Genomic DNA, 24,111 nt, shown 5'->3' on the forward strand with positions numbered 1-24,111 from the left:
TGATGTCCGAACCCCTCAAGCAGGCCGACATCGACCAGGAGATCGCGGCGCGCGCCGGAGAGCACGGCGAGCACCCCGCCCGCGACTACGCCCCCTACCGCAGCACGCTGCTGCGCCACCCGCACCGGCCGCTCGTCGTGGTCAAGGACCCGGACGCGGCCGAGCTGTCCGGGCCGGTCTTCGGCGTCACCGACGTGACCACGCTGGACAACGACCTCACCAAGCAGCACCCCGGGGAGCCGCTGGGCGAGCGCATCACCGTGCGGGGGCGGGTGCTCGACCGTCAGGGCCGTCCGGTGCGCGGGCAGCTCGTCGAGATCTGGCAGGCCAACGCCTCCGGCCGCTACCTGCACCAGCGCGACGACCACCCGGCCCCGCTCGACCCCAACTTCACCGGCGTCGGACGCTGCCTGACCGGCGACGACGGCGGCTACCTGTTCACCACGATCAAGCCCGGCCCGTACCCGTGGCGCAACCACCTCAACGCCTGGCGGCCGGCGCACATCCACTTCTCGCTCTTCGGCACCGCCTTCACGCAGCGGCTGGTGACCCAGATGTACTTCCCGGGCGACCCGCTGTTCCCGTACGACCCGATCATGCAGTCGGTGACCGACGAGAGCGCCAGGCAGCGGCTGGTGGCCGGGTACGTGCACGAGCTGTCCGAGCCGGAGTACTCGCTCGGCTACCGGTGGGACATCGTCCTCGACGGGCCCGCCGGGACGTGGATGGAGGAAGGCCGATGAACCACCCCACCCCCTCCCAGACCGTCGGCCCGTTCTACGGCTACGCGCTGCCCTTCCCCGGCGGCGGTGACCTCGCGTCCGGCGGGATCGGCGTGCACGGTCACGTCTACGACGGGGCCGGCGACCCGGTGCCCGACGCGCTGCTGGAGTTCTGGCAGGCCGACGAGCACGGCTCGCTGGCCGGATCGCCCGGCACGCTGCGCCGCGACCCCACCGACGGGTCCGTGCTCGGCCGCGACGGCCTGCGCTTCACCGGCTTCGGCCGGGTCCCCACCGACCAGGACGGCCACTGGGCGTTGCGCACGGTCGTGCCGGGGAACGGGTACATCAGCGTGTGCGTGTTCGCCCGCGGCCTGCTGCACCACCTCTACACGCGCATCTACCTCGGGCCGGACGCCTTCCTCGACGCGCTGCCCGCGCAGCGGCGGCGCACGCTGGTGGCGACGCCGGAGCGCGAGGGGGTCTACCGGTTCGACATCCACCTCCAGGGAGAGAAGGAGACGGTCTTCCTTGACTTCGGCTGATCCCGAGCCGCAGTCCGATCTCGGCCTGCTGTCCCCGATGCGGGGCGCGGCCGGGACGACCGGCGACGTCGCGGTGCTCCAGGCCATGCTGGACGCCGAAGCCGCGCTGACCCGCGCGCAGGCGGCGCTCGGCCTGGTGCCCGCCGAGGCGGCGCGGGCGGTGTCGGCCGCCGCCCGCGCCGCCGCGTTCGACCTGCCGGGCCTGGTGGCGCGGGCCCGCGCGGGCGGGAACCCGGTCATCCCCCTGGTGCACGACCTGCGCGCGGCGGCCGGCCCCGGCGGCGCGTACGTGCACCGGGGTGCGACCAGCCAGGACATCATGGACACCGCCCTCATGCTCGTCGCCCACCGCGCGCTGGGCCCGGTCCTGGCCGACCTCGACCGGCTGGCCGACGACCTCGCCGCGCTGGCGGCCGGGCACCGCGACACCCCGATGGCCGCCAGGACGCTCACCCAGCAGGCCGTCCCCACGACGTTCGGGCTCAAGGCGGCGGGCTGGCACGAGCTGGCCGCGGGGGCCCGCGCCCGGCTCGCCGCCGCCCGCGCCGCCCTGCCCGCCCAGCTCGGCGGCGCGGCCGGCACCCTCGCCGCCTTCCGCCCACCCGTACCGCCCCCCGACAAGAGCCCGGCCGAAGCGCGGCCGGCGCACGATGAGAGCCAGGCCGGGGCGCAATCGGCGGGCGGCGAGGGCTCGGCCGGAGCGTGGCCGACGGGGGATGAGGTGGTGCTGAGTCTGCCCGGCCGGTTCGCGGCCGAGCTGGGCCTGGCCGCGCCGGTGCTGCCGTGGCACGTCCTGCGCGCGCCCGTCGCCGACCTGGCGGGAGCGCTGGCGTTCACCGCCGGAGCGCTGGGCAAGACGGCGGCCGACGTGCTGACGTTGTCGCGCACCGAGATCGGCGAGCTGTCCGAGGGCGTCGGCGGCGGCTCTTCGTCGATGCCGCACAAGCACAACCCGGTCCGGGCCACGATGATCGCCGCCGCCGCCCGCCAGGTGCCGCCGCTGGCCGCCGTCCTGTACGCCGCACTCGTCGCCGAGGACGAACGCCCGTCCGGCGCCTGGCACGCGGAGTGGCAGCCGCTGCGCGAGGCCCTGCGCCTGGTGGCGGGCGCCGCCCGCGACGCCGCCGAGCTGATCGCGGACCTGCGCGTGCACCCTGGCCGCATGCGCGCCAACCTGGCCGTCCCCGGCGACCCCGGCCCGGCCGCGGCCCTCGTCGACCGCGCACTCGCCCACCACCGAGACAAGGCACCGCACTGATGCTCCCGCACTACCGGCTGGACGGCCCGGAACAGGGCCCGCCGCTCGTCCTCGCCCCGTCGCTCGGCACCTCCACCCGCCTGTGGGACCCCCTGCTGGCGGAGCTGGCCCGCACGTTCAGGGTGCTCAGGTTCGACCTGCCCGGCCACGGCGGCTCGCCCCCGCTCCGGGCGCGCACCATGGAGGAACTCGCCGCCCTGGTCCTGGACGTGGCGCGCGCCGAAGGGCTGGACACCTTCCACTACGCGGGCGTCTCCATCGGCGGCGCGATCGGCGCCACGCTGGCCGTCCGCCATCCGGGACGGCTGCGCTCCCTGGCCCTGATCTGCTCCAGCGCCAGGTTCGGCGACCCGGAGAGCTGGCACGACCGGGCCCGGCTGGTCCGCGCGCGGGGCACGGCCGCGCTGCTGGAGAGCACCGCCGGCCGCTGGTTCGCCGGCCCGCCGCACCAGGACCTGCTGGACGACCTGGCCGCCGCCGACCCCGAGGGCTACGCCGGCTGCTGCGAGGCCCTGGCCGGGTACGACCTGCGGGGGGAGCTGGCGAAGATCAGTGTCCCGACCCTGGTGGTGGCCGGCCGGGAGGACCCCGCGACGCCGCCGGCCCACGCCAGGGAGCTGGCCGACGGCATCCCGGGGGCCGCGCTCGTCGAGATCCCCGGCGCCGCGCATCTGGCCCCGGCCGACCGGCCGGAGCAGGTCGTACGGGCGCTGCTCGCCCACCTGCCCGAGCTGCCCGGCACGCGGGTCCGGCGCGAGGTGCTCGGCGACGCCCACGTGGATCGCGCGGCGGCCCGCACCACGCCCTTCACCAGGGATTTCCAGGACTTCATCACCCGCTACGCCTGGGGCGAGATCTGGACCCGCCCCGGGCTCGACCGGCGCACCCGTAGCTGCGTCACGCTCACCGCGCTCGTCGCCCGCGGGCACCTCGACGAGCTGGCCATGCACGTACGCGCCGCGCTCCGCAACGGGCTGACCCCGGACGAGATCGGCGAGGTGCTGCTGCAGAGCGCCGTCTACTGCGGGGTGCCCGCGGCCAACGCCGCGTTCGCCGTCGCCCAGCGCGTACTGACCGAGGAGGAGCGCTCATGACGCTCACCCGTGACCTGCTGATCGGCGGCACGTCCGTGCCCGCCGTCCCCGGCCGGACGCCCCGGGTCGTCGGCCCGGCCACCGGCGAGGTGTACGCCACGGTGGCCGCGGTCGGCGTCGAGGACGTCAGGCCGGCCGTGGACGCCGCGCAGGCGCCGTTCGGGGGCTTCGGCGCGTCCGGCTACGGCCGCTTCGGCGGGCGCTGGGCCCTGGACGCCTTCACCGACACCCGCTGGATCACGCTCGCCACGCAGCAGGCCGACTGTCCGTTCTGAGGCTCCGGCCCGCCGTCCCGTGCGCGGGCCAGCCTATGATGAGCGAATGACCTCTCCTCCCGCCACCAGCGAACGCCAGCGGGATGCCGACCGCACGAAGGCGGAGATCCTTGAGGTCGCCCAGCGCGAGTTCGCCCGCTACGGCTACGCGGGCGCGCGCGTGGACGAGATCGCGGCCCGCATGCGCACCACCAAGCGCATGATCTACTACTACTTCGGCAGCAAGGAGCGGCTCTACGTCGCCGTGCTGGAGAAGGCGTATTCCGAGGTGCGGGCCGTCGAGCGCACGGTCGACGTCCACCACCTCGCGCCGGTCGAGGCGATCCGCACGCTGGCCGAGCTGACCTTCGACCACCACGACGCGCACCGCGAGTTCATCCAGCTCGTCGCGATCGAGAACATCCACCAGGCCGAGCACATCCGCAAGTCAGAGGTCCTGGCCAACCTCGGCACGCCGGTGCTCGACCTGATCTCCCGGATCCTCGACGCCGGGCAGGCGTCCGGCGACTTCGTCACCGAGGCCGACGCCATCGACGTGCACATGATGATCAGTGCCTTCTGCTTCTTCCGGGTGGCCAACCAGCACACGTTCGGCGCGCTGTTCGGCCGCGACATGACGGCCGCGGAACACCGCGACCGGCAGCGCCGGATGGTGGGCGAGATGGTCGTGGGCTACCTGTGCGGCAAGGGCGCGCCGCGCGGCTGAGCGCCCGCGTCACGTGCACGTCCCGGCGGCGGGCCATCGTGTCCGACGGGGGTCTTCGCCGGGTCGTCCGGTTTCACTGAGGTCTCCTGACCCTCTTGGGTCACATCCGTTGACAGCGTGATTGAGTTAGCGCAAACATGACTGCATGCTTCGGCGACTATCAATCACCGCGTTGACCGCGGCGGTGGTCTTACCACCGTTATCGCCATCCCCGGCCACCGCCGAGACAGGACAGCCCGCGGCCGCCCTCGCCCCCGGGGCGCTGGGCGCCAACTTCAACCAGAACCTCGACGCGCTCGACTACGACGAACTGGCCGAGGCCGGCGTCACATGGGTCCGGGGCTTCTTCCCGATGCCGGCCGCCGACGACGGAGCCCCCGCCGCCCACGTCGCGATCCGCACCGTCACCCAGACGTCCGGACACGGCTACAAGACGATCCTGAGCCTGAAGTTCCCCTACAACGCCAAGTCGTTCCCCGCGCCGGGCAGCGCGCAGATGAAGGCGGAACTGGCCAGGGTCGACAAGGTCCTGCCCGCCGTCATGGGCAAGGCCGACATCCTGACCATCGGCAACGAGCCGTTCATCGAGAGCCTGCCCGCCGAACGCGACCAGCGGCTCAACGTCTTCTACGAGACCGTCGCCAGGCGCGTGATCGAGTTCCGGAAGAACCGCTGCGGCGCGTCCTGCCGCACCCAGCTCTACATGGGCGCGCTCAACCGCATCGACCTGGCCGAGCGGCGCACTCCCGCCGCCGCGCGCTGGATGACCTTCGTCCGCGAGACCGCGGCCATCCAGGGCGTGGACATCCACCCGCACGTGCCCGGGCCCCGCGCCGCCCAGGCGTTCCTCGACTACATCCTGCCGAAGATGCGCCCCGGCCAGACGTTCCTGGCCACCGAGTTCTCCCTGACCCCGCTCTGGCGTCAGCACATGACCGACCCGGCCCCGGCCGCGTTCCGCACCAAGTACGGCCTCGCCCCGGACACCAAGGTCTGGCAGGTCGTCAAGGCCGCCATCGACAAGCCGTTCCCCGAGGCCAAGTGGGCCGAGTTCCTGCGCGGCTGCCCGTGGTTCGCCAACCACTCGGCGTTCCTGCGCAACTTCATGAGCATGTACCGCGGCACCGGACGCCTGGCGGTCGCCACCTACGCCTTCAAGCAGGACTCCCTGATGGTGCAGAACTGGGGTCCCGGCAAGGACCCGTGGCTGCTCAACAGCGTCTACGCGCGCCACACCGTGCAGCCGCGCGGCCAGTTGCCCGGCCGCAGCCCCTGGTTCGCCGACTTCCGCGCCCTGCAGGCCGGGTAGCTCCGCGCACGTCGCTCTTCCTGTACGTCCCTCGTTGAGGGAAACCCCCTCGTTGACAGGAGAAACCCGTGACCGACACCTACCGATCCGCGCCTTCACCGGCCGCACCCGGGCGCCGGACGCTCGCCGTCCTCGGCGCCTCGGCACTGGCGCTGAGCCTGCTGGCCGCCCCCGCGAACGCGTACGCCGACCCCCTGCAGCCGACCGTCCGGCTGCCCGCCGCCCTGACGCCGGTCGGTACGGTCCCGGTGCCGGACCGCAAGTGGCAGCCGGCGCTCGACTTCGACACCGACAGTTGCTACAACGTCCCCGCCATCTGGGCGAACGGCAAGATCAACCCGGGGCTGCCGGTCAACGCCGGCACCCTCACCAGCGACTGCCGCAACCGCAACCGCCTCGGCGCGACGAACGTCTACTCCCGCGCGAAGTGCAACAACGGCTGGTGCGCGTACATGTACGCGTACTACTTCCAGAAGGACATGAGCGCCAATCCCGTCTACAACCCGCTCACGGGCATGACCAACGGCTCCGGGCACCGGCACGACTGGGAGCACATCATCGTGTGGGTGCACGAGCAGAAGGCCCACTACGTCTCGGTCTCCCAGCACACCGGCTACGAGCTGCACATCGCCCCGGAGCTGCCCTGGATGGCCAGTCACCCCAAGATCGTCTACCACAAGGACGGGCCCAGCACGCACGCCTTCCGCTTCGCCAAGCTCGGCGGCGGCGACGAGCCCCCGGAGAACCACCAGGGACGCTGGCAGCTCGGCCGCCTGATCGGCTGGAAGAACTACCCGGCGGGGACGCGCGCCAAGCTGGTCGGGGCCGACTTCGGAGCCGCCACCTTCAAGCTGGTCAACGGGCGTTTCGCCGACGCCCTCGCCAAGGCCAAGCCGGCCGCGATCCCGTTCGACCCCCGCGCCTGAGCGCTCCCGGGCCGCGCGGCGGACCCCTCCGCGCGTCCCGGCCGCTCCGGCGACCCGCCGCCGGGCGATCCTAAAGACGCTGTCCGTGGCCCGGCCGTCCATGGCCCGGCAACGGATGGCCGGAAACCGTCATTGATGTTTGCGCTAACTTGATCGGCCGGCCGGCGACCCTCGGGTGGACGGGTCAGCCGGTCGGGGCGGGGCCGGTCGAGCGGCGGGCCACCAGCACCGGGGTGACCGAGAAGCGCATCGCCGCCGTCCGGCCCTCGACACGTTCGAGGAGCAGCCGCGCGGCCGTGCGGCCCATGAGCGCGCCGTCCTGATCGACGCTGGTGAGCGAGATGTTGGCCATCGCCGCCATCCGCGTGTCGTCGTACCCGGCGATCGACACGTCCTGCGGCACGCGCAGCCCGGCCTCGTGGACGGCGGAGAGCGCGCCGAAGGCCGGCTGGTCGGCGCCCGCGAAGACGGCCGTCGGCCTGGGGGAGCGCGACAGCAGCTCCACGGTGCCCGCGTGGCCGCCCTCCTCGGTCCAGGTCGTGGTGACGACGTCGATGCCGTCGCCGAGCCCGTGCTCGCGCATCACCCGCCGGTACGTCTCCGCCCTGGTCAGGTGCGGCAGCGCGGCGGGCCTGCCCCGGCCGAAGTTGCGCTGCGAGATGTGCCCGATGCGCCGGTGGCCCAGCTCGATCAGGTGCCTGACGACGAGTTCGGTGCCGGCGTCGTCGTCGTCGAACACCGCGTCGTAGATCGTGGAGCGCTCGTGCCGGCCGATCACGATCGTGGGCATCCAGCGGGCCACCTCCTCCAGCCGCGCCTTCGGCGTGATCGGCGCGATCATGAGGATGCCGTCGACCTGCCGGTCCACCAGCGCCTCGATCGCCCGCGCCTCCGCGCCGAGGTCGGTGCCGCCGCCCTGGACGAGGATCGCCTGGTAGTCGGTGCCGCCGAGCTGCTCGCCGATGCCGTCGAGGAGGTCGGCGAAGAACGGGTTGCGCACGTGCGGGATCAGCACGCCGATCGTGAACGTGCGGCCCCGCATCGCCCGTGCCGCCGCCTGCGGCCGGTAGCCCAGCTCCTCGATGGCGGCCTTGACGCGGTCGCGCATGGCGGGGCTGGCGCCGTAGGCGTTGCGCAGCACCTTGGACACGGCGGTGGTGGACACCTGGGCGTGGCGGGCCACGTCCGCGATGGTGACCCGGCGCCGAGGCTCGCGCACGGCCATGTCTCCCGCCTTCCCGAGTGTGGAGGTCCGCGCCCCGATGTGAGCAACGATGCCTGCGGCCGGGCCGATTGGCAATGCCTGGGCGGGGATGAGGCATGGGCAACGTTGCCCGTTCTGTGTCTTGACGCGCTCGCTCGTGACGTTTACGTTAACTCGCATCGGGGTTATTAAAACGTTTCAAGCAAACCCCCCCGGAGGGCGTCATGAAACGCTTCCATCGCGGGCTTGGCGCGGCGGCGGCCGCACTGGGACTCCTCATCCTGACCGCTTGCGGCGGCGCCGGAGGCGGCACGTCCGACTCACCCGGCACCGTCACCCTGTCCCTCCTGATCGACAACCAAGAGACCACCATCGCCCAGGCCAAGGCCGTCGTGGACGCCTTCCAGAAGGCCGAACCGGCCATCAGGATCGACACCGAGACCCGGCCGCAGGGCACCGAAGGCGACAACATCGTCAAGACCCGGCTGTCCACGGGGGACATGGCCGACGTGTTCTGGTACAACTCGGGCTCGCTGCTCCAGGCGCTCAATCCCTCCCAGACCATGATCGACCTGACCGGCGACCCCGTGCTGAAGGACGTCCAGGACTCCTTCCTGCCGGTGGTGACGCAGGGCGGCAAGGTGTACGGCGTGCCCGTCGGCACCGCGGGCGGCGGCGGCATCCTGTACAACCGCAAGATCTACGCCGACCTCGGGCTGCAGGTGCCCAAGAACTGGGCCGAGTTCATCGCCAACGACGACAAGATCAAGGCGGCCGGCCTCGTACCGGTGATCTCCACGTTCAAGGAGAGCTGGACCTCCCAGCTCTTCGTGCTGGGCGACTTCCACAACGTGCAGAACGCCGTCCCCGGCTTCGCGCAGGACTACACCGCCAACAAGGTCAAGTTCGCCGGCACGCCCGCCGCCACGGCCGGGTTCAACAAGCTGGCCGAGGTGCACGGCAAGGGCTACCTGAACGAGGGCTTCGGCTCGATGACCCTCGACCAGGGCCTCAAACTGCTGGTGGACGGCAAGGGCGCGCACTACCCGGTGCTCACGTTCGTGCTCCCGCCGATGCTGGCGGACCACCCGCAGGCGGCCACCGACATCGGCTTCTTCGGCATCCCCGGCGAGAACGCCACCCGCCCCGGCGCCACCATCTGGGAGCCCGGCGCCGCCTACGGGGCCAGGACCACCGAGCATCCCGCCGAGGTCAAGAAGTTCCTCGCCTTCATCGCCTCGCCGGCCGGCACGCAGGCGCTCACCGCCGCCACCGCGCCGACCGGCCCCTACCGGGTGAAGGGCGCGACGCTGCCGCCCGACGCCATCCAGGTCGCCAAGGACCTGCAGACCCTCATCGACTCCGGCGCCACCGCGCCCGCCCTGGAGTTCCTGTCACCGGTCAAGGGCCCGTCGCTGGAACAGATCACGGTCGCGGTCGGCTCGGGGCTGACGCCGCCCGCCGAAGGCGCCGCCCAGTACGACAAGGACGTGGACAAGCAGGCCAAGCAGTTGGGGCTCGCCGGATGGTGACCGGCTCGAAACGGGCCGCCGGACCCCGTGCGGACACGGGGGCCGGCGGCTCCGGGCGGCGGCCGGGGCCCGCCGGGCAGGCGCGGCGCAAGGCGGGCGCGGCCTACCCGTACGCGCTCTACCTGCCGGCCGCCATCGTGTACGTCGTGATCTTCCTGGTGCCGACGGTGCTGGCGTTCTACTTCGCGCTGACCCGCTGGACCCTGTTCGACAGCACGTTCGTCGGCCTGCAGAACTTCCTCGACTTCTTCGCCGAGCAGAACCTGCGCATCGGCTTTCGCAACACCCTCTTCTACGCGGTGCTGACCAGCGGGCTGAAGGTGGTGCTCGGCCTGCTGCTCGGCGTGCTGCTCACCTCCAGGCTGCGGCTGCGGGGCTTCCTGCGCTCGGTGGTGTTCTTCCCGGTGCTGGTCAGCACCGTCGCGGTCGGGATCACGTTCTCGGTGCTGCTGCGCCCGGACACCGGGCTGGTCAACAGGACGCTCGCGCTGGTGGGCGTGGACGGCCCCGACTGGCTCGGCGACGCGAACACGGCCCTGCTGTCGGTGGCGCTGGTGGACGTGTGGAAAGGGGTGGGACTGGCCACCGTGATCTACATCGCGGGCATCCTGTCCATCCCGCCCGACTACTACCAGGCCGTCAGCGTGGACGGCGGCACCGCCTGGCACCGCTTCCGGCACGTCACGCTGCCGCTGAGCTGGCCGGCCACGTACTCGGTGATCGTGCTGTCGTTCATCGGCGGGCTGCGCTCGTTCGACCTGATCTGGACGATGACCCGCGGCGGCCCCGGCTTCACCAGCGACACCATCGCCTCGATCATCTACAAGCAGTACCAGGCCGGCTTCTTCGGCCTGTCCACCGCCGGGAACGTCATCCTGTTCGTGGTCGTGACCGCGATCATGGTGCCCCTCACCTGGTTCCTGGGCCGAAGGCAGGTGGCGCTGTGAGAACGCTCAAGCGCCTGGGGGCCGAGGGGATCGCGCTGGTCGTGGCCGGCGTCGTGTTCCTGGTGCCGTTCTCTTTCATGCTGCTGACCGCCGTCAAGGACGAGTCCCAGGCCGAGGACCTCGACTTCGCCTGGCCGGTGAACTGGCCGGTCGTCCAGAACGTCCTGGAGGTCATCGAGGCCCGCGACTACGTGCTGCTGCGCGCCTACGTCAACAGCACCGTCCTGACCGTCGCCTCGGTCGCGCTGATCGTGGTGTTCGCCGCCATGGCGGGCTTCGTGCTGCAACGCCGCGCCGGCCGGGTGGGGGCGCTGGCCAACTTCCTCGTGCTGTCCGGTCTGATCATCCCGCCCGCGATCGTGCCGACCATCTGGATGCTCCAGGCGCTCGGGCTGTTCAAGACCCTGCCGGGGCTGATCCTCGTCGAGGTGGCGTTCGGCATGTCGTACGCGGTGCTGCTGTACCGGGCGTTCGTCGCGGCCATCCCGCGCGAGCTGGACGAGGCCGCGTTGATCGACGGCTGCGGCGGCCTGCGGCTGTTCTTCCGGGTGATCTTCCCGCTGCTGCGGCCGGTCACCATCACCGTGATCCTCACCACGTCGGTGGCGGTCTTCAACGACTTCGTCAACCCGCTGTACTTCCTGCCCGGCGACGACAACGCCACCGTGCAGGTGACCCTCTACAACTTCCAGAGCCAGTACAGCACCCAGTGGAACCTGCTGTTCATGGACATCGTGCTCATCACGATCCCGCCGCTGCTGATGTTCGTCTTCTTCAACCGCAAGATCGTCGCCGGGATGACCGACGGCGCCATCAAGGGCTAAGGAGCGCCTTGCTACACGTCACACCCCTCAGGTACGAGCACCACCGCGAGCCGCTCGGCATCGGCGAGAGCGCGCCCCGCCTGTCCTGGACCGTCACCACCGACCTCCCGGGCTGGTCGCAGGCCGGCTACGAGATCGAGTTCGGCGACGGCACGAGCACCGGCCGGGTCGAGTCGGGTGAGTCGGTGCTCGTCCCGTGGCCCGGCCCGGCGCTGGCCGCGCGCGAACGTCGCTCCGCCCGCGTCCGCGTGCACGGCGCGGACGGCTCGGCCTCCGGCTGGAGCGACTGGTCGTGGGCCGAGGCCGGCCTGCTCCGGCCCGCCGACTGGAGCGCCGGGGCCGCCGCGCCGCCACCGGCCCTGCTCGGCCCGCCCGACGGCCCCGCCCTCCTGCTGCGCCGCGAGTTCACCATCGAGGGACCCGTCGCCCGCGCCCGCCTGTACGTCACCGCGCACGGCCTGTACGAGGCCGAACTCAACGGCGTCGTCATCGGCGACGACGTGCTCGCCCCCGGCTGGACCGCCTACGACCGGCGGCTGCGCTACCGCACCCACGACGTCACCGCCCTGCTGCGTGAGGGCCCCAACGCCGTCGGCGCCACCCTCGCCGACGGCTGGTACCGGGGCCGCTTCGGCTTCAACGGCGGCCGGACGAACAGCTACGGCGACCGCACCGCGCTCATCGCCCAACTGGAGATCACCTACGCCGACGGCAGCACCGCCGTCGTCGGCACCGACGGGAGCTGGCGCTGCGCTCCCGGCCCGGTCACCGCCACCGGCCTGTACGACGGCGAGGCCCACGACGCCCGTCTGGAGCCCGCCGGCTGGTCCGCGCCCGGCTTCGACGACTCCGCCTGGCTGCCCGCCGACGCGCTCGGGCACGACCCGTCCGTGCTCGTCGCCCCGTCAGGGCCGCCCGTGCGCCGCACCGAGACGCTGCGCCCGCAGAAGGTGCTCACCGGCCCGTCGGGGGAGACCATCCTCGACTTCGGCCAGAACCTCGCCGGCCGGCTGCGCATCCGCGTCCAGGGGCCGGCCGGCCACACCGTCACCCTGCGCCACGCCGAAGTGCTGGAGGACGGCGCGCTCAGCGTGCGCCCGCTGCGCCACGCCGCCGCCACCGACCGCTACACGCTGCGCGGCGACGCCGCCCCGGAGACCTTCGAGCCCCGTTTCACCCTGCACGGCTTCCGCTACGCCGAGCTGACCGGCTGGCCCGGCCCGCTGGACGAGGGCGACGTCGAGGCCGTCGTCTGCCACACCGACTTCCGTCCGACCGGCGCCTTCACCTGCTCCGAGCCGCTGCTCAACCGCCTGCACGACAACGTCGTGTGGAGCCTGCGCGGCAACTACGCCGACCTGCCCACCGACTGCCCCCAGCGCGACGAGCGGCTCGGCTGGACCGGCGACATCCAGGTCTTCGCCCCCACCGCCGCCTTCCTCTACGACAGCGCGGGGCCGCTCACCTCCTGGCTCGCCGACCTGGCCGCCGAGCAGGACACGCACGGCACCGTCCCGCCGTTCGTGCCGTGGCTGCCGGGGCTGTTCGACGGCAACCCCGGCACCGGATGGGTCGGCCCCACGGCCGCCTGGGGCGACGCCGCCGTCGTCGTCCCGTGGACGCTCTACCAGCGCACCGGCGACCTCGGCCTGCTGCGCCGCCAGTACCCCAGCATGACGGCGTGGGTGGACCAGATCGCCTCCCTGACCGGCGACGACCACCTGTGGGACGAGGGCTTCCAGTTCGGCGACTGGCTCGACCCCGCCGCGCCCCCCGACGACCCCGGCCGGTCCCGCACCGACCACGCGCTCGTCGCCACCGCCTACCACGCGCACACCGCCGGCGTCCTGGCCGAGACGGCGGCGCTGCTCGGCCACGACGCCGACGCCGCCCGCTACACCGCGCTCGCCACCGCCGTGCGGGAGGCGTTCGGCCGCGAGTTCGTCACCCCGAGCGGGCGGCTGGCCTGCGACACCCAGACGGCCTACGCCCTCGCCCTGGCCTTCGACCTGCTCGACGGGCTCGACCAACGGGAACGCGCCGGGCGGCGGCTGGCCGAACTCGTCGCCGCCGACGGCCACCGCATCGGCACCGGTTTCGTCGGCACCCCGCTCGTCTGTGACGCGCTCTGCTCGACCGGCGCGTACGACACCGCCTACCGGCTGCTCCTGCAACGCGAGTGCCCCTCGTGGTTGTACCCGGTGACGATGGGCGCCACCACCATCTGGGAGCGCTGGGACAGCATGCTGCCCGACGGGAGCGTCAACCCGGGCGAGATGACCTCCTTCAACCACTACGCCCTGGGCGCGGTCGCCGACTTCCTGCACCGCACGGTCGCCGGGCTCGCGCCCGCCGCGCCCGGCTACCGGCGGCTGCGCGTCGCCCCGCGTCCAGGCGGCGGCCTCACCTCCGCTTCCGCCTCCCTGGACACCCCGTACGGCCGCGCCGCCGTCTCGTGGACCAGGACCGACGCCGACCTCACCGTCACCGTCACCGTCCCGCCCGGCGCGAGCGCCGAGATCGACCTGCCGTACGCCGGGGCGGTCCCGGCCGAGGCGGGGCCCGGCACCCACACCTTCACCGGGCCCTACCGGTCGCCGCGGGGCGAGCTGACCGGCGGGTGACGGCCCGAGGACCCGGGTGCGGTCGCGCGGCACGGGCCCCGCGACCGCACCCGGGCCTCACGTCACGGTTCGAGCGGTCTCACCCTGGCCTCGCGTCGCGGCTCGTACGAGCCTCGTGCGGGCCGCCCGCGCGGTCTCACCCGGGGTCGCCGGTCCGTGCGCTCGTCGCGGACCGGCCGCGCCCGGCCACCCGCCGCCCCAGCCGCTGGGCCGGGAGTTCGATCAGGCGGTAGGCCAGGAAGCTGAGCGGGACCAGGACGAGCAGGAACAGCGGCAGGTTCGGCAGCACGTGCAGCAGCATCGGGTGCAGCAGGTAGAGGGAGAAGCTGATCAGCCCGAGCCACGGCAGCCAGCGCGGGAACGCCCGCCCGCGCAGCGCGTACGCCACCGCGAACGCGCCGAAGGCCAGCACGATCGCCGGGATCCAGGCGGGGTCGTCCTTGGCCGGGATCCCGCAGCCCAGCACCGCCGCCACCGCGATCCCGGCGGCGCGCCAGGAGATCGTCCCCTGTTCGGCCCGGTAGATCGCCGTCCCGGCGAACATCGTGGCCAGGACGATCACGCCCTGCCAGGTGCCGCCCCGGCTGCCCAGCACCACCAGCGCCAGCCCCAGCAGCCCGCCCGCGACCGCCGCCACCGTACGCGCCCGACCGGCGGCCAGCGCGGTCACCACGACGGCGGCGACCGCCGCGAGGCCGAGCAGCGCGGCGGCCAGGTCGGCCCGGCCGCCGATCGACGCCTTGGGCAGCAGCAGGCCCAGCGGCACCGCCGCCAGCGCCAGCGCGACGGCGGCCCCCGCCGACCGGTGCGCCTGCCGCACCGCGTACAGGGCCACGCTCATCAGGTAGAACGCCATCTCGTACGAGAGCGTCCAGGTCACGTTGATCACCGCGGGCAGGTTGAGCAGTTCCTGGAGCATCGTCACGTTCCCGAGCACGACCAGCGGCCAGGGTCGCTCGCCGAGGCCCGGCGGCAGGGGCAGCACGCCCGTGGCGGCGAGGAGCAGCGCCAGGCAGCAGGCGGCCAGGAGGAGCGGGAGGAGTCGGAACGCGCGGCCGGTCCAGAAGGCGCGCAGGTCGCCGCGCCGTTCCAGGGAGGCGGGGATGATGTAGCCGCTGACCAGGAAGAACACCAGCACGCCCCACGAGCCGAGATCGATGCGGCGGTCCACCTCCGCCCAGACGGCCGGGATGAACGTCCAGCCGGCGTGGTGCATGGTGACGGCCAGCGCGGCCGGTCCCCGCAGGGCGTCCAACCAGGCCAGCCGGGCGGGCCCCGAGAACATCTGCCGCAGTCTAGGCCATAAGGGACACACCCCTCCTTAACCCGCCACGACATCCGCCCGCGCCCCTGGGAAATACCAGGTGCAGGATTGGGCGGGTTTCTTCTATTTTTGCGGTGACCATGCGTCACGAAGGAGATGTTTCATTGTGAAGAGGCTTCTCGAAGGACCCGCCCTGCGCACCGGTGTCGTAGCCGCGGTCGCGCTGGCGGGAGGGCTGCTGAGCGCACCCCCGGCCGTCGCCTCCGCAACGACCGCAGCCACCGTCACGACGTCGGTGACGCTGACGGCGGACGCGTCCGCCCTGGCCCGCCCGCGCAATGGCACGATCCTCTACGACCGCATCAGCGGCGGTCAGGGCAGGCTCAAGATCAAGAACGGCGCCGCCCGCGACGGCGTGGTGGCCCTGGTCAGGGGGAAGACCAAGGCGATCAGCATCTACGTCCGCGCGAAGTCCACGGCGACCATCACCGACGTCAGGGACGGCACGTACCGGATCTACTTCACGACCGGCACCCGCTTCAGCACCTCGAAGGGCAGGTTCACCAGGAACCCCGTCTACCAGCGCTTCAACGAGAAGCTGAAGTTCCGGACCACCGCGACCACTCTGCCCGGCTGGTCGCTGACCCTGCACACGGTCAGGGGCGGCAACGCGCGCACCACCGGGGTCTCCCCGAAGGACTTCCCGGCCTGAGCGCGATGTCCGCGGCCCCGCCCGCGGGACCGCGGACATCGGGAACGGTCAGACCGATCCGGCGGATCAGCTTGACGGACGATCTAGGATGCACCAGATTATTCGCGTCTTTTCGGACCGTTCCCAAGGAAACCAATGAAGCGAACCATTGTCGGTGTCGCCGTGGTCGCGGGCGTGGTGCAGCTCACCGCCATGCCCGCGCAGGCCGCATCCGCCACCGATCCGGTCAAGGCGCTCAGGGCCGAGTTAGCGCCGGGCCGAGCCGTCAACCTGCAGGCCACGGCCAAGATCACGTACCCGGGTGACCGGGTCGTCAGCTCCGCCGTGGACGGCACGATCGGCTTCGGCGCGCGCGGCCCGGTCGCCTCCGACCTGGGCCAGACCGTCCAGTACAGCGCCAAGCTGCTGCGCGAGATGAAGAAGTCCAGCCCGAAGGAGACCGAGGGGCTGCAGGCGGGCCCCGTCCGGCTGATCTCCTCGGGCAACGTGAGCTACGTCTCCGGCCCGGTGGTCGAGCAGGCGCTGCTGTCGCAGAACGTGAGCCACGTGCGCTACCCGGGCGTCAAGCAGCCGCCGAGCAACCTGCTCGTCGAGGTGCTCGACCCGGCCACGCTCAAGGCCCTGGTCGCCGCCCGCACCTCGTGGAAGGACGGGATCCTCAAGGGAGCCATCAAGCCCGCCAAGCTCGCGGCCGCCTCCGCCCCGTTCGCCGCGCGTTACGGCACCCGGTTCAAGACCGGCAAGCTCTCCTACACCCTCTGGTTCGGGGACGGCGGCCTGGTGCGGCGGGTGTCGGTCAAGGCCACCCTGCCCGTCGCCAAGACCACCGTCCAGGTCGAGTCGGACACCCGCTTCGCCGACTGGGGCCGCGAGGTCAGCGTGCTCCTCCCGCTGCGGGGCGACGCCATCGACCGCGCCGAGGTCAGGAACGACGTGCCCAGCGGCGTTCCGGGCATCTGGAACTGACCGTCCCGCACCCTCCCGCGCCGGCCGGCGGAAAACCCGTGGCAGGCCGGCGCGACGCCCTTCTACACTGAGCCGCATGCACGCCACCCGGACCTCTTAGCCGGCACACCCGCTTCCACGCCACCCGTGTGTCCGCTGACAGTTCCGGAGTGTTATCCCATGCTCACCTTCCGTGGCCTCGACGTGCGCGCCGGCGCCCGCCTGCTGATGTCCGGCGTCACCGCCCACGTGGCCCCCGGCGACCGCGTCGGCCTGGCCGGCCGTAACGGCGCCGGCAAGACCACCCTCATGAAGACCCTCGCCGGACGGCTGCCTCCCGCGGCCGGCGACATCGTCCGCACCGGCCCCGTCGGCTACCTGCCCCAGGACCCGGCCGCCGCCGACCCCGGCGGCGCGGTCATGGCCCGCATCCTGTCCGCGCGCGGCCTCGACGCGGCGCTGCGCGACCTGCGGGCCGCCGAGGCCGCGCTCGCCGGCTCCGGCGACGAGCGCTCGATGGCCCGCTACGCCAGGGCCGAGGCCGAGTTCCAGGCCCGCGGCGGGTACCCGGCCGAGGCGCGCGCCGCCCGCGTCGCCGCCGGGCTCGGCCTGCCCGACCGGGTGCTCGACCAGCCGCTCGGCACGCTGTCCGGCGGGCAGCGGCGGCGCGTCGAGCTGGCCAGGGTGCTGTTCGCCGAACCGGGCGTGCTGCTGCTCGACGAGCCGACCAACCACCTCGACGGCGACTCCGTCGCCTGGCTGCGCTCGTTCCTGCTCGGCCACTCCGGCGGCCTGGTCCTGATCAGCCACGACACCACGCTGCTGGCCGACGTGGTCAACCGGGTCTGGCACCTGGAGCACGGCAGCCTGGAGACGCACAACACCGGCTGGCACACCTACCTGGCCGACCGCGCGGCCGACGACCGGCGCCGGGCCCGGCTGCGCGCCGCCGCCGAGCGCAAGGCCGCCGCGCTGCACGAGCAGGCCGACCGCATGCGCGCCCGGTCCGGCACCGCCGTACGCGCCAGGGACATGGCCCGCCGCGCCGACCGCATGCTCGCCGAGGCCCGGCCGGCCCGCCGCGAGGCCAAGGTGGCGCGCATCCGGTTGCCCGAGCCGGCGCCCAGCGGCCGCACGCCGCTCGGCGCGATCAGCCTGGCCAAGTCGTACGGCGGCCGTCCCGTGCTGACCGGTGTGGACCTGGCGGTCGACCGGGGCGGCCGGCTCGTCGTGCTCGGGCTCAACGGCGCGGGCAAGACCACCCTGCTCAGGCTGCTGGCCGGGCACGAACGACCGGACTCGGGACGCGTCGTGCCCGGCCACGGCCTGCGGCTCGGCTACTTCGCCCAGGAGCACGACACGCTCGACCCGGCCGCCACCGTGGGCGGGCACCTGGCCGCCGCCGCCCCGTGGCTCACCGACGGCGAGGCGCGGGCGGTGCTCGGGTCGTTCCTGTTCGGCGGCGACGACGCGGACAAGCCGGTCGCCGTCCTGTCGGGCGGGGAGAAGACCCGGCTGGCGCTGGCCGGGCTGGTCAGCTCCCGGGCCAACGTGCTGCTGCTCGACGAGCCGACCAACAACCTCGACCCCGCCTCCAGGGCCGAGGTGCTGGCGGCCGTCGCGGCGTACCAGGGGGCGATGGTCATGGTCACCCACGACCAGGAGGCCGTCGAGGCGCTGCGGCCCGAGCGGGTGCTGCTGCTGCCCGACGGCACCGAGGACCTCTGGCACGACGGCCACGCCGGCCTGGTCACCCTCGCCTGACGGCCCCGCTCGCGTGACCGCTCACTTGACCGCGCCGCCGGTGATGCCGGAGATGATCCGGCGCTGCGCCACGGCGAAGACCACCAGCAGCGGCAGGCTCATCAGGATGATGTAGGCGAAGATCAGGTGCCAGTTGTTGAGGTACAGCCCGGCGTTGGCCACCTGGAACAGGTTCAGCGGCAGCGTGTCCAGCCGCCCGCCGACGACGAAGAACGCGTAGAAGACGTCGTTCCAGACGTACAGGCAGATGAGGATGGTGGCGGTGGCCAGCACCGGCCGCAGCAGCGGCAGGATCACCGAGAAGAACACCCGCGCCGGCCCCGCCCCGTCCATGCGGGCGGCCTCCTCCAGCGACAGCGGCACCGTGCGCACGAAACCGGTGACGAAGAAGATCACCGTGGACAGGTAGATGCCGGCATAGACGCCGATCATGCCCGCGGGGCTGCCCGCCAGGCCGAGCTGGCGCAGCAGCAGCACGATGGTGACCACGGCGGGCGGCAGCACGATGCCGCTGATGGCCAGCGCGTACAGCACGGCGTTGAGCCGGCCGGCGCGGCGGGCCAGGATCCAGGAGGCCATCGAGCCGAACGTGAGCACCAGCGCCACGGACGGTCCCACCACCAGCAGGCTGCCCAGGAACGCCACCGGCACCTCGCCCTGCTGCCAGACCTGGGCCAGGTTCTCCCACAGCCGCCACTCCGACGGCGGCGACAGGTCCGGCGACAGGGCCTCGCCCTGCGACTTGGCGGCGGTGACGACCACCAGCCACAGCGGCACCCCCATCACGGGGACGACCAGCGCCACGACCGCGAACGGGCGCAGCCGGGCCGCCAGGCCACGCGACACCGGAGAGCGGCCGCGGTTGGCGGCGGAACCGAACGCGGGGACCGTCACAGGATCTCCTCCCTCTTGCGCAGGACGCGGATGACGGGGAAGGCCAGCAGCGCGACCATGAGGAACAACACCAGGCTCATGGCCGTGGCCTGCGCGAACAGCCCCTGGCCGAAGGTGCGGTAGATGAAGATGTTCAGGATCTCGGTGCTGCGGGCCGGGCCGCCGCCGGTCAGCGCCTGGACGATGTCGAACCCGTTCATCGAGCCGAGCAGCGCCGTGGCCACGTTGAAGGTGACGGCCGGGGCCAGCAGCGGGAAGCGGATCGACCAGAACGCCTGCCAGGGCGTGGCGCCGTCGATGCGGGCGGCCTCGGTGACGTCCTCGGGGATCGTCTTGAGCCCGGCCAGGTAGATGAGCATCGACAGGCCCATCCACTTCCAGGCGTGGATGGCCGCGGCCAGCACGAGCGTCCACGTCGTGCTGCCCAGCCAGGCGATGTCCACCTCCCGGCCGGTCAGCGCCGAGAGCAGGCCGTTGACGCTGCCGTCCGGCTTGAGCAGGGCCTGGAAGACGTACCCGACGGCCAGCGCGGACATCAGCACCGGGACGAGGAAGGCCAGGCGGGCGGCCCGGTTGAGCCAGGTGTCCCGCTCCAGCAGCACGGCCAGGCCGAAGCCGAACAGGTTCTGGAAGAGCGCCACCAGCGCGGCGTAGACGATCGTGACGCGCAGCGCGGTGACGAGCGTCCCGTCCGACAGCAGGGCGGCGAAGTTGCCGAACCCGGCGTAGCGGATCTCGCTCTTGAAGCTGGACCAGTCGGTGAAGGCGTAGACGAAGTTGAACAGGGTCGGCAGGAAGAAGAAGACGAACAGGATCGCGAACGCCGGGACGAGGAACCACATCGGGTGCGTCCGGCCGCGCGCGATCGTGGCCGGCGCCCTCCGGGCGGCTGTCATGGGGCGGGCGAGCGTCTGCTGCACGGGTGACTCCTCGGCGAGGTGGCGGACGTCAGAAGCCGGTGGCCCCGGCGGCCCTGGCCAACTGGGCGAACTGCTTCTGCGTGGCCGCGGCCACCTGCTCGGGGGTGAGGCTGCCGGTGATCATGTCCGCCAGGTTCAGGTACAGGTCGGGGTTGGCCACGGCCAGCGCCTGCATCGACCCGGCCGCCTGGCCGAGCGAGGCGTGCACGTCCAGCAGCGCCTGCGGCACGCCGGCGGGCGTGGGCACGTCCGTACGCAGCGAGACCGTCTTGCGGTCGGCCACGAACGCGGCGTAGCCGGGCCCCATCCAGTACGCCAGGAGCTGCCGCGCGGCCTGCTCCCGCTGGGCGTCACCGGTGCGGAAGGCGACCAGGGCGTTGGACTGGTCGGGGATGAACGTGCCCACGTTCCCCGACGGCGAGATCGGGAAGAAGCCGATCTTCTCGTCCAGCTCCGCGGTGCCGGCCTTGGCCTGGAGCTGGCCGAAGAACGAGGTCACCTGCACGGCCATGGCCGCCTCGCCCGACAGCAGCGCCTCGCCCTGGTCCTCGAACGTGGCCGTCTTGATGTCGGAGTTGAACAGGCCCTCGTCGATCAGCGCCCGGTACTTCTTGATCGCGTCCAGGATCGTGCGGTCCTCGAACGTCTCCTTGCCCGTGTTGACCCGCTCCCACAGGCCGTTCTTGGCCGCGTCGGCGAGCTGTACCTGCACCCACCACTGGGTGGCCCACTTGTCGCCGGCCATCTCGAAGAACGGGGTGACGCCCTTGCCCTTGAGCGCGCGCGCCACCTCGACCAGCTCGTCGAAGTTCTTCGGCGCCTCCTTGACGTGCCGCTTGTTGTAGTAGACGCCCTCGACCGCCGGGCTGGTGATCAGCGCGGCGTAGCGGGTGCCGTCCAGCAGGCCCGTCATGTCGCGCAGTTCGGGCGCGAGCGATGCCGCCCAGGGCGCGCCGTCGAGCGGCTGGAGGTTCGCGCGGGCGTTGAGCGCGGTGAGCATGGACGCCGTCGGCTGCCAGAAGGCCAGGTCGGGCTGGTCGCCGGTGGCCACCTTGGTCTGCACGCCCTGCTCGTACGGATCGGGGATCGTGACGATCTCGACCTCGGCCCCGGTCGCCCGGGTGAAGGCGTCGGTCACCGCCTTGGGCACGGTGTTGCTGTTCTGGGCGGCCCAGATGGTGAGCGTCACTCCGTCCAGGCGGGCGGTGGGGTCGGGCCAGGCAGTCGGCGGGCCGCCGGCGGCGGGCCCGGCGGACGGGTCACTGCAGGCCGCGACGGCCAGGACGAGCGCCGACGCGGCGGCGACACGCTGTGCGAGCTTCACGGTTCGGCTTCCTTGATCGGGGTTCGGAACGGGCTTTCAGAGGGCGCCCAGGCGCAGGATCCGGGCGGTGGGCGCGGGGGCGGCGGCGGTGACGGTGAGCCTGGCGGCCTCCGGGTCCCACGAGCAGGCCCAGCCGCCCGCCGCCACGGGGTAGACGATCTCGGCGGCCACCTCGCGCCCGGCCAGGTGGGGCAGCGCCAGCACGGTGGTGTCCGCGGCTCCGGGCCGACGCCAGAGCGCCAGATGGAGGACGTCCCCGGCGCGCAGGCCGAGGGCGAGCCACGGGTCGTCCCAGCCGGGCAGGCCGAGCGGCCAGCAGGGCGTGGCGCGCAGCAGGTCGGCGCGCAGGCTCCGGTGCAGCCGGACGCCGTCGCGGACCAGGGCGAGCTGCCCCGGCGTCATCTTGTGCAGGTTGCCCGACAGGTAGAGCCGGCCCAGGACGCCGGTGGTCATCGTGAAGGCGATCTCCTCGTCGGTCATCCCCGGCTGGGGGTAGGCCCAGTTGGCGGCCTGCTCGGGCAGCAGCGACAGCGGCGCGGCGACGGCGATCGGCGGATAGCGCAGGAAGTCCTGCTGGTCGCTGGTCGACTGGAGCTGGAGGCGGGCGAGCATGGCGTAGTCCATGCGCATCGCGCCCGAGCCGCAGTTCTCCAGCACCAGGTGGGGGTGCCGGTCGAGGACGCCCTCCAGCCAGGCCAGGTGCGCCCGGTTGTGCGCGAGCAGGCCCGCGCCCACGCTGGGGGCGTCCAGGTCGGTGCCGGCGCCGGGGTCGATGTTGTAGTCGAGCTTGAAGTAGCCGACGCCCAGCTCCCCGACCAGGCGGTCCACCACCCGGTCGAGGTGCGCGACGGCGGCGGGGTGGCGCAGGTCCAGATGGTGGCGGCCGTGCTCGGTCAGCCGGACGCCGCCGCGCTGGAGGAACGCCTCGGCGGGCAGCTCGCCGGCCATCGGGCTGCGTACGCCGATGACCTCGGGCTCCAGCCACAGGCCGGGCGTCATGCCGTGGCCCGTGACGCGGGCCAGGACCTCCTCCAGGCCGCGCGGGAACCGGCTGCGGGACGGCCGCCACTCGCCGACGCTGTCCCACCAGTCGCCGCCGTCGTCGTACCAGCCGGCGTCCACGCAGAAGACCTGCGCCCCGGCCGCCGCGGCGGCGTCGATGAGGGGCAGCAGCTTGTCCGTCGTGGGGTCGCCCATCAGCGTGTTCATGTAGTCGTTGAAGACGACCGGCAGCGCGGCCCGGTCGGGGTGCGGGCGCACCAGCGCGCGGCGGTAGGCGGTCAGCGCCGCCGCCGCGCCCTCCACCCCCTCGCCGGACACGGCGAGCGCCACCGGCACGGTGGTGAACGACTCCCCGGGCGCGAGCGGCTGGCTCCACTGGTGGTCGAGGTCGGTCGGGCCGGACAGGGCCACGTACACGCCGTCCAGCCGCTCGCCCGTCTCCCAGCGCCAGGGGCCGTTGTGCTCGATCTGCCACAGCCACGTACGTCCGGTGCCGCGGTCGGTCAGGCCGCCCATGGGGACGTGCCGGCCGCTGGACCAGGTGCCCGCGCTGGTCAGCGCGAACGTGCCCTTGCCGTGCTGGCCGTGGCCGGTCAGGCCCAGGCCGGGGACGTGGTCGCCGAGCGGGCGGCGGGTCCAGCGGCTCTCGCCGAGCCACTCGCTGTCGGCGTACAGGAGGTCGAGGTCGTTCACGGGGCGGTCCTGGGTTCCGTCCGGCCGGACCGGGAAGACTGCCGCGAACGAGGTGACCGCCAGCAGCGGCACCGGGTTCTGGCCGGTGTTGGTCACCCGGACCCGGGCCTGCACCGCCGCCACGCCGTCGGGGGAGCGCAGGACCATCTCGGCGTCGAGTCCCGAGGTGTCGTCCCGCATGCGGAGGCGCAGCTCGTGCCAGCCGTCGTCGTACGAGCGCTCGGTGCCGGTGTGGCGCAACCGGCAGCCCACCGCCGTCTCCGAGAGCCGCTGGGAGGCCCTGGCCCGGCCCGCTCCGGGGACCAGCACCTCCACCAGTGGCTGCGAGCCGCCCGCGGGCAGGGTGGGGGCGGCTCCGGCCGACAGTTCGCGCAGCGTCACGGGGCGGTCCGGGTGGACCTCCAGCACGGCGGTGAGGCCGCTGTGACCCCAGCGCACGGTCTCCACGACGTCAGCAGGCATCAAGAGTCTCGCTTTCCTCAGCTCGCCATGTGACCGGTCACATGCTTGAGCCTCAGTGTGAGCGGTCACACGCCGGGGAGGGAAGCCCTCTTTGCGGGATCGTTACCGGCCCGTTTCAGCCGGGAGCAGCACGAAGGCGCGGGTCAGCAGCGGCCGGGCAGGGGG

At 72.8% G+C, this 24,111-nt stretch carries 21 protein-coding genes; 15 read left to right on the plus strand and 6 right to left on the minus strand.

Features of this window, described 5'->3' with window-relative positions; all coding sequences use genetic code 11:
- The first annotated feature begins 2 nt into the window (after positions 1-2).
- The 8 genes from pcaH to FAF44_RS22715 all read left to right on the plus strand — a co-directional run bounded on the left by pcaH (position 3) and on the right by FAF44_RS22715 (position 6,835).
- Positions 3-743 carry a protocatechuate 3,4-dioxygenase subunit beta gene (gene pcaH, locus FAF44_RS22680; RefSeq protein WP_237105233.1) on the plus strand — a complete coding sequence of 247 codons (741 nt, stop codon included), beginning with the start codon at positions 3-5 and terminating at the stop codon, positions 741-743.
- Positions 740-1,267 (plus strand): protocatechuate 3,4-dioxygenase subunit alpha, encoded by a 528-nt coding sequence (gene pcaG, locus FAF44_RS22685; protein ID WP_237105234.1) that lies wholly within the window; start codon positions 740-742, stop codon positions 1,265-1,267. Before pcaH ends, pcaG begins: the two co-directional genes overlap by 4 nt.
- Positions 1,254-2,525 carry a lyase family protein gene (locus FAF44_RS22690; RefSeq protein ID WP_237105235.1) on the plus strand — a complete coding sequence of 424 codons (1,272 nt, stop codon included), beginning with the start codon at positions 1,254-1,256 and terminating at the stop codon, positions 2,523-2,525. Before pcaG ends, FAF44_RS22690 begins: the two co-directional genes overlap by 14 nt.
- The gene (gene pcaC, locus FAF44_RS22695; protein WP_237105236.1) at positions 2,525-3,619 is read left to right on the plus strand and encodes a 4-carboxymuconolactone decarboxylase; all 1,095 of its coding nucleotides are present in this window, start codon (positions 2,525-2,527) and stop codon (positions 3,617-3,619) included. Before FAF44_RS22690 ends, pcaC begins: the two co-directional genes overlap by 1 nt.
- On the plus strand, positions 3,616-3,894 hold the full coding sequence (locus tag FAF44_RS22700) for a hypothetical protein (protein ID WP_237105237.1): 279 nt from the start codon (positions 3,616-3,618) through the stop codon (positions 3,892-3,894). The genes pcaC and FAF44_RS22700 overlap by 4 nt, the downstream gene beginning before the upstream one ends.
- 46 nt (positions 3,895-3,940) lie before the next feature.
- The gene (locus FAF44_RS22705; protein WP_237105238.1) at positions 3,941-4,600 is read left to right on the plus strand and encodes a TetR/AcrR family transcriptional regulator; all 660 of its coding nucleotides are present in this window, start codon (positions 3,941-3,943) and stop codon (positions 4,598-4,600) included.
- A 172-nt stretch (positions 4,601-4,772) separates the two neighbouring features.
- Positions 4,773-5,909 (plus strand): hypothetical protein, encoded by a 1,137-nt coding sequence (locus FAF44_RS22710; protein WP_237105239.1) that lies wholly within the window; start codon positions 4,773-4,775, stop codon positions 5,907-5,909.
- 68 nt (positions 5,910-5,977) lie between these two features.
- Positions 5,978-6,835 (plus strand): NPP1 family protein, encoded by an 858-nt coding sequence (locus FAF44_RS22715; RefSeq protein ID WP_237105240.1) that lies wholly within the window; start codon positions 5,978-5,980, stop codon positions 6,833-6,835.
- 184 nt (positions 6,836-7,019) lie between these two features.
- On the opposite strand, the gene FAF44_RS22720 is transcribed toward FAF44_RS22715, so the two are convergent.
- Positions 7,020-8,060, minus strand: coding sequence for a LacI family DNA-binding transcriptional regulator (locus FAF44_RS22720; RefSeq protein ID WP_237105241.1), 1,041 nt, complete (start codon positions 8,058-8,060; stop codon positions 7,020-7,022).
- A 203-nt stretch (positions 8,061-8,263) separates the two neighbouring features.
- Here FAF44_RS22720 and FAF44_RS22725 point away from each other — a divergent pair, with 203 nt between their 5' ends.
- Genes FAF44_RS22725 through FAF44_RS22740 form a run of 4 tightly spaced genes read left to right on the plus strand, consistent with a single transcriptional unit; the run spans position 8,264 to position 13,966 of the window.
- A complete protein-coding gene (locus FAF44_RS22725) occupies positions 8,264-9,571 on the plus strand; it encodes an ABC transporter substrate-binding protein (RefSeq protein WP_237105242.1) in 1,308 nt (435 codons plus the stop codon).
- The gene (locus tag FAF44_RS22730; protein ID WP_237105243.1) at positions 9,565-10,518 is read left to right on the plus strand and encodes a carbohydrate ABC transporter permease; all 954 of its coding nucleotides are present in this window, start codon (positions 9,565-9,567) and stop codon (positions 10,516-10,518) included. The genes FAF44_RS22725 and FAF44_RS22730 overlap by 7 nt, the downstream gene beginning before the upstream one ends.
- Positions 10,515-11,342 (plus strand): carbohydrate ABC transporter permease, encoded by an 828-nt coding sequence (locus FAF44_RS22735; protein ID WP_237105244.1) that lies wholly within the window; start codon positions 10,515-10,517, stop codon positions 11,340-11,342. The genes FAF44_RS22730 and FAF44_RS22735 overlap by 4 nt, the downstream gene beginning before the upstream one ends.
- 8 nt (positions 11,343-11,350) lie before the next feature.
- A complete protein-coding gene (locus FAF44_RS22740) occupies positions 11,351-13,966 on the plus strand; it encodes an alpha-L-rhamnosidase (RefSeq protein WP_237105245.1) in 2,616 nt (871 codons plus the stop codon).
- 136 nt (positions 13,967-14,102) lie between these two features.
- Here the strand turns inward: FAF44_RS22740 and FAF44_RS22745 are convergent, their stop codons facing one another.
- On the minus strand, positions 14,103-15,251 hold the full coding sequence (locus FAF44_RS22745; protein WP_237105246.1) for an acyltransferase: 1,149 nt from the start codon (positions 15,249-15,251) through the stop codon (positions 14,103-14,105).
- A gap of 145 nt (positions 15,252-15,396) precedes the next feature.
- Here FAF44_RS22745 and FAF44_RS22750 point away from each other — a divergent pair, with 145 nt between their 5' ends.
- The 3 genes from FAF44_RS22750 (at position 15,397) to FAF44_RS22760 (ending at position 18,651) form a co-directional block, all read left to right on the plus strand.
- Positions 15,397-15,942, plus strand: coding sequence for a hypothetical protein (locus FAF44_RS22750; RefSeq protein ID WP_237105247.1), 546 nt, complete (start codon positions 15,397-15,399; stop codon positions 15,940-15,942).
- Positions 15,943-16,077: 135 nt separating this feature from the next.
- Positions 16,078-16,908 carry a hypothetical protein gene (locus FAF44_RS22755; protein WP_237105248.1) on the plus strand — a complete coding sequence of 277 codons (831 nt, stop codon included), beginning with the start codon at positions 16,078-16,080 and terminating at the stop codon, positions 16,906-16,908.
- A gap of 159 nt (positions 16,909-17,067) precedes the next feature.
- The gene (locus tag FAF44_RS22760) at positions 17,068-18,651 is read left to right on the plus strand and encodes an ABC-F family ATP-binding cassette domain-containing protein (RefSeq protein WP_237105249.1); all 1,584 of its coding nucleotides are present in this window, start codon (positions 17,068-17,070) and stop codon (positions 18,649-18,651) included.
- A gap of 21 nt (positions 18,652-18,672) precedes the next feature.
- On the opposite strand, the gene FAF44_RS55890 is transcribed toward FAF44_RS22760, so the two are convergent.
- From FAF44_RS55890 to FAF44_RS22780, 4 genes are read right to left on the minus strand one after another with little or no spacing between them, the layout of a single operon-like run.
- Positions 18,673-19,545: a carbohydrate ABC transporter permease gene (locus tag FAF44_RS55890; protein WP_237105250.1), complete on the minus strand. Its 873-nt coding sequence runs from the start codon at positions 19,543-19,545 to the stop codon at positions 18,673-18,675.
- Positions 19,542-20,465, minus strand: coding sequence for a carbohydrate ABC transporter permease (locus FAF44_RS22770; RefSeq protein ID WP_237105251.1), 924 nt, complete (start codon positions 20,463-20,465; stop codon positions 19,542-19,544). Before FAF44_RS22770 ends, FAF44_RS55890 begins: the two co-directional genes overlap by 4 nt.
- 28 nt (positions 20,466-20,493) lie before the next feature.
- Positions 20,494-21,789 carry an ABC transporter substrate-binding protein gene (locus tag FAF44_RS22775; protein ID WP_237105252.1) on the minus strand — a complete coding sequence of 432 codons (1,296 nt, stop codon included), beginning with the start codon at positions 21,787-21,789 and terminating at the stop codon, positions 20,494-20,496.
- 36 nt (positions 21,790-21,825) lie between these two features.
- The gene (locus FAF44_RS22780; RefSeq protein WP_237105253.1) at positions 21,826-23,946 is read right to left on the minus strand and encodes an alpha-galactosidase; all 2,121 of its coding nucleotides are present in this window, start codon (positions 23,944-23,946) and stop codon (positions 21,826-21,828) included.
- Positions 23,947-24,111 lie beyond the last annotated feature (165 nt).

It is taken from the genome of Nonomuraea sp. MG754425 (assembly GCF_021699195.1).
GTDB lineage: Bacteria > Actinomycetota > Actinomycetes > Streptosporangiales > Streptosporangiaceae > Nonomuraea.

What these genes read in the sequence shown, in the direction of transcription:
- FAF44_RS22760 (WP_237105249.1), top strand. Translation starts at nt 17,068, where the DNA reads ATGCTCACCTTCCGTGGCCTCGACGTGCGCGCCGGCGCCCGCCTGCTG.
- FAF44_RS22700 (WP_237105237.1), top strand. Translation starts at nt 3,616, where the DNA reads ATGACGCTCACCCGTGACCTGCTGATCGGCGGCACGTCCGTGCCCGCC.
- FAF44_RS22705 (WP_237105238.1), top strand. Translation starts at nt 3,941, where the DNA reads ATGACCTCTCCTCCCGCCACCAGCGAACGCCAGCGGGATGCCGACCGC.
- FAF44_RS22725 (WP_237105242.1), top strand. Translation starts at nt 8,264, where the DNA reads ATGAAACGCTTCCATCGCGGGCTTGGCGCGGCGGCGGCCGCACTGGGA.
- FAF44_RS22780 (WP_237105253.1), bottom strand. Translation starts at nt 23,946, where the DNA reads ATGCCTGCTGACGTCGTGGAGACCGTGCGCTGGGGTCACAGCGGCCTC.
- FAF44_RS22755 (WP_237105248.1), top strand. Translation starts at nt 16,078, where the DNA reads ATGAAGCGAACCATTGTCGGTGTCGCCGTGGTCGCGGGCGTGGTGCAG.
- pcaC (WP_237105236.1), top strand. Translation starts at nt 2,525, where the DNA reads ATGCTCCCGCACTACCGGCTGGACGGCCCGGAACAGGGCCCGCCGCTC.
- pcaG (WP_237105234.1), top strand. Translation starts at nt 740, where the DNA reads ATGAACCACCCCACCCCCTCCCAGACCGTCGGCCCGTTCTACGGCTAC.
- pcaH (WP_237105233.1), top strand. Translation starts at nt 3, where the DNA reads ATGTCCGAACCCCTCAAGCAGGCCGACATCGACCAGGAGATCGCGGCG.
- FAF44_RS22720 (WP_237105241.1), bottom strand. Translation starts at nt 8,060, where the DNA reads ATGGCCGTGCGCGAGCCTCGGCGCCGGGTCACCATCGCGGACGTGGCC.
- FAF44_RS22745 (WP_237105246.1), bottom strand. Translation starts at nt 15,251, where the DNA reads ATGTTCTCGGGGCCCGCCCGGCTGGCCTGGTTGGACGCCCTGCGGGGA.
- FAF44_RS22730 (WP_237105243.1), top strand. Translation starts at nt 9,565, where the DNA reads ATGGTGACCGGCTCGAAACGGGCCGCCGGACCCCGTGCGGACACGGGG.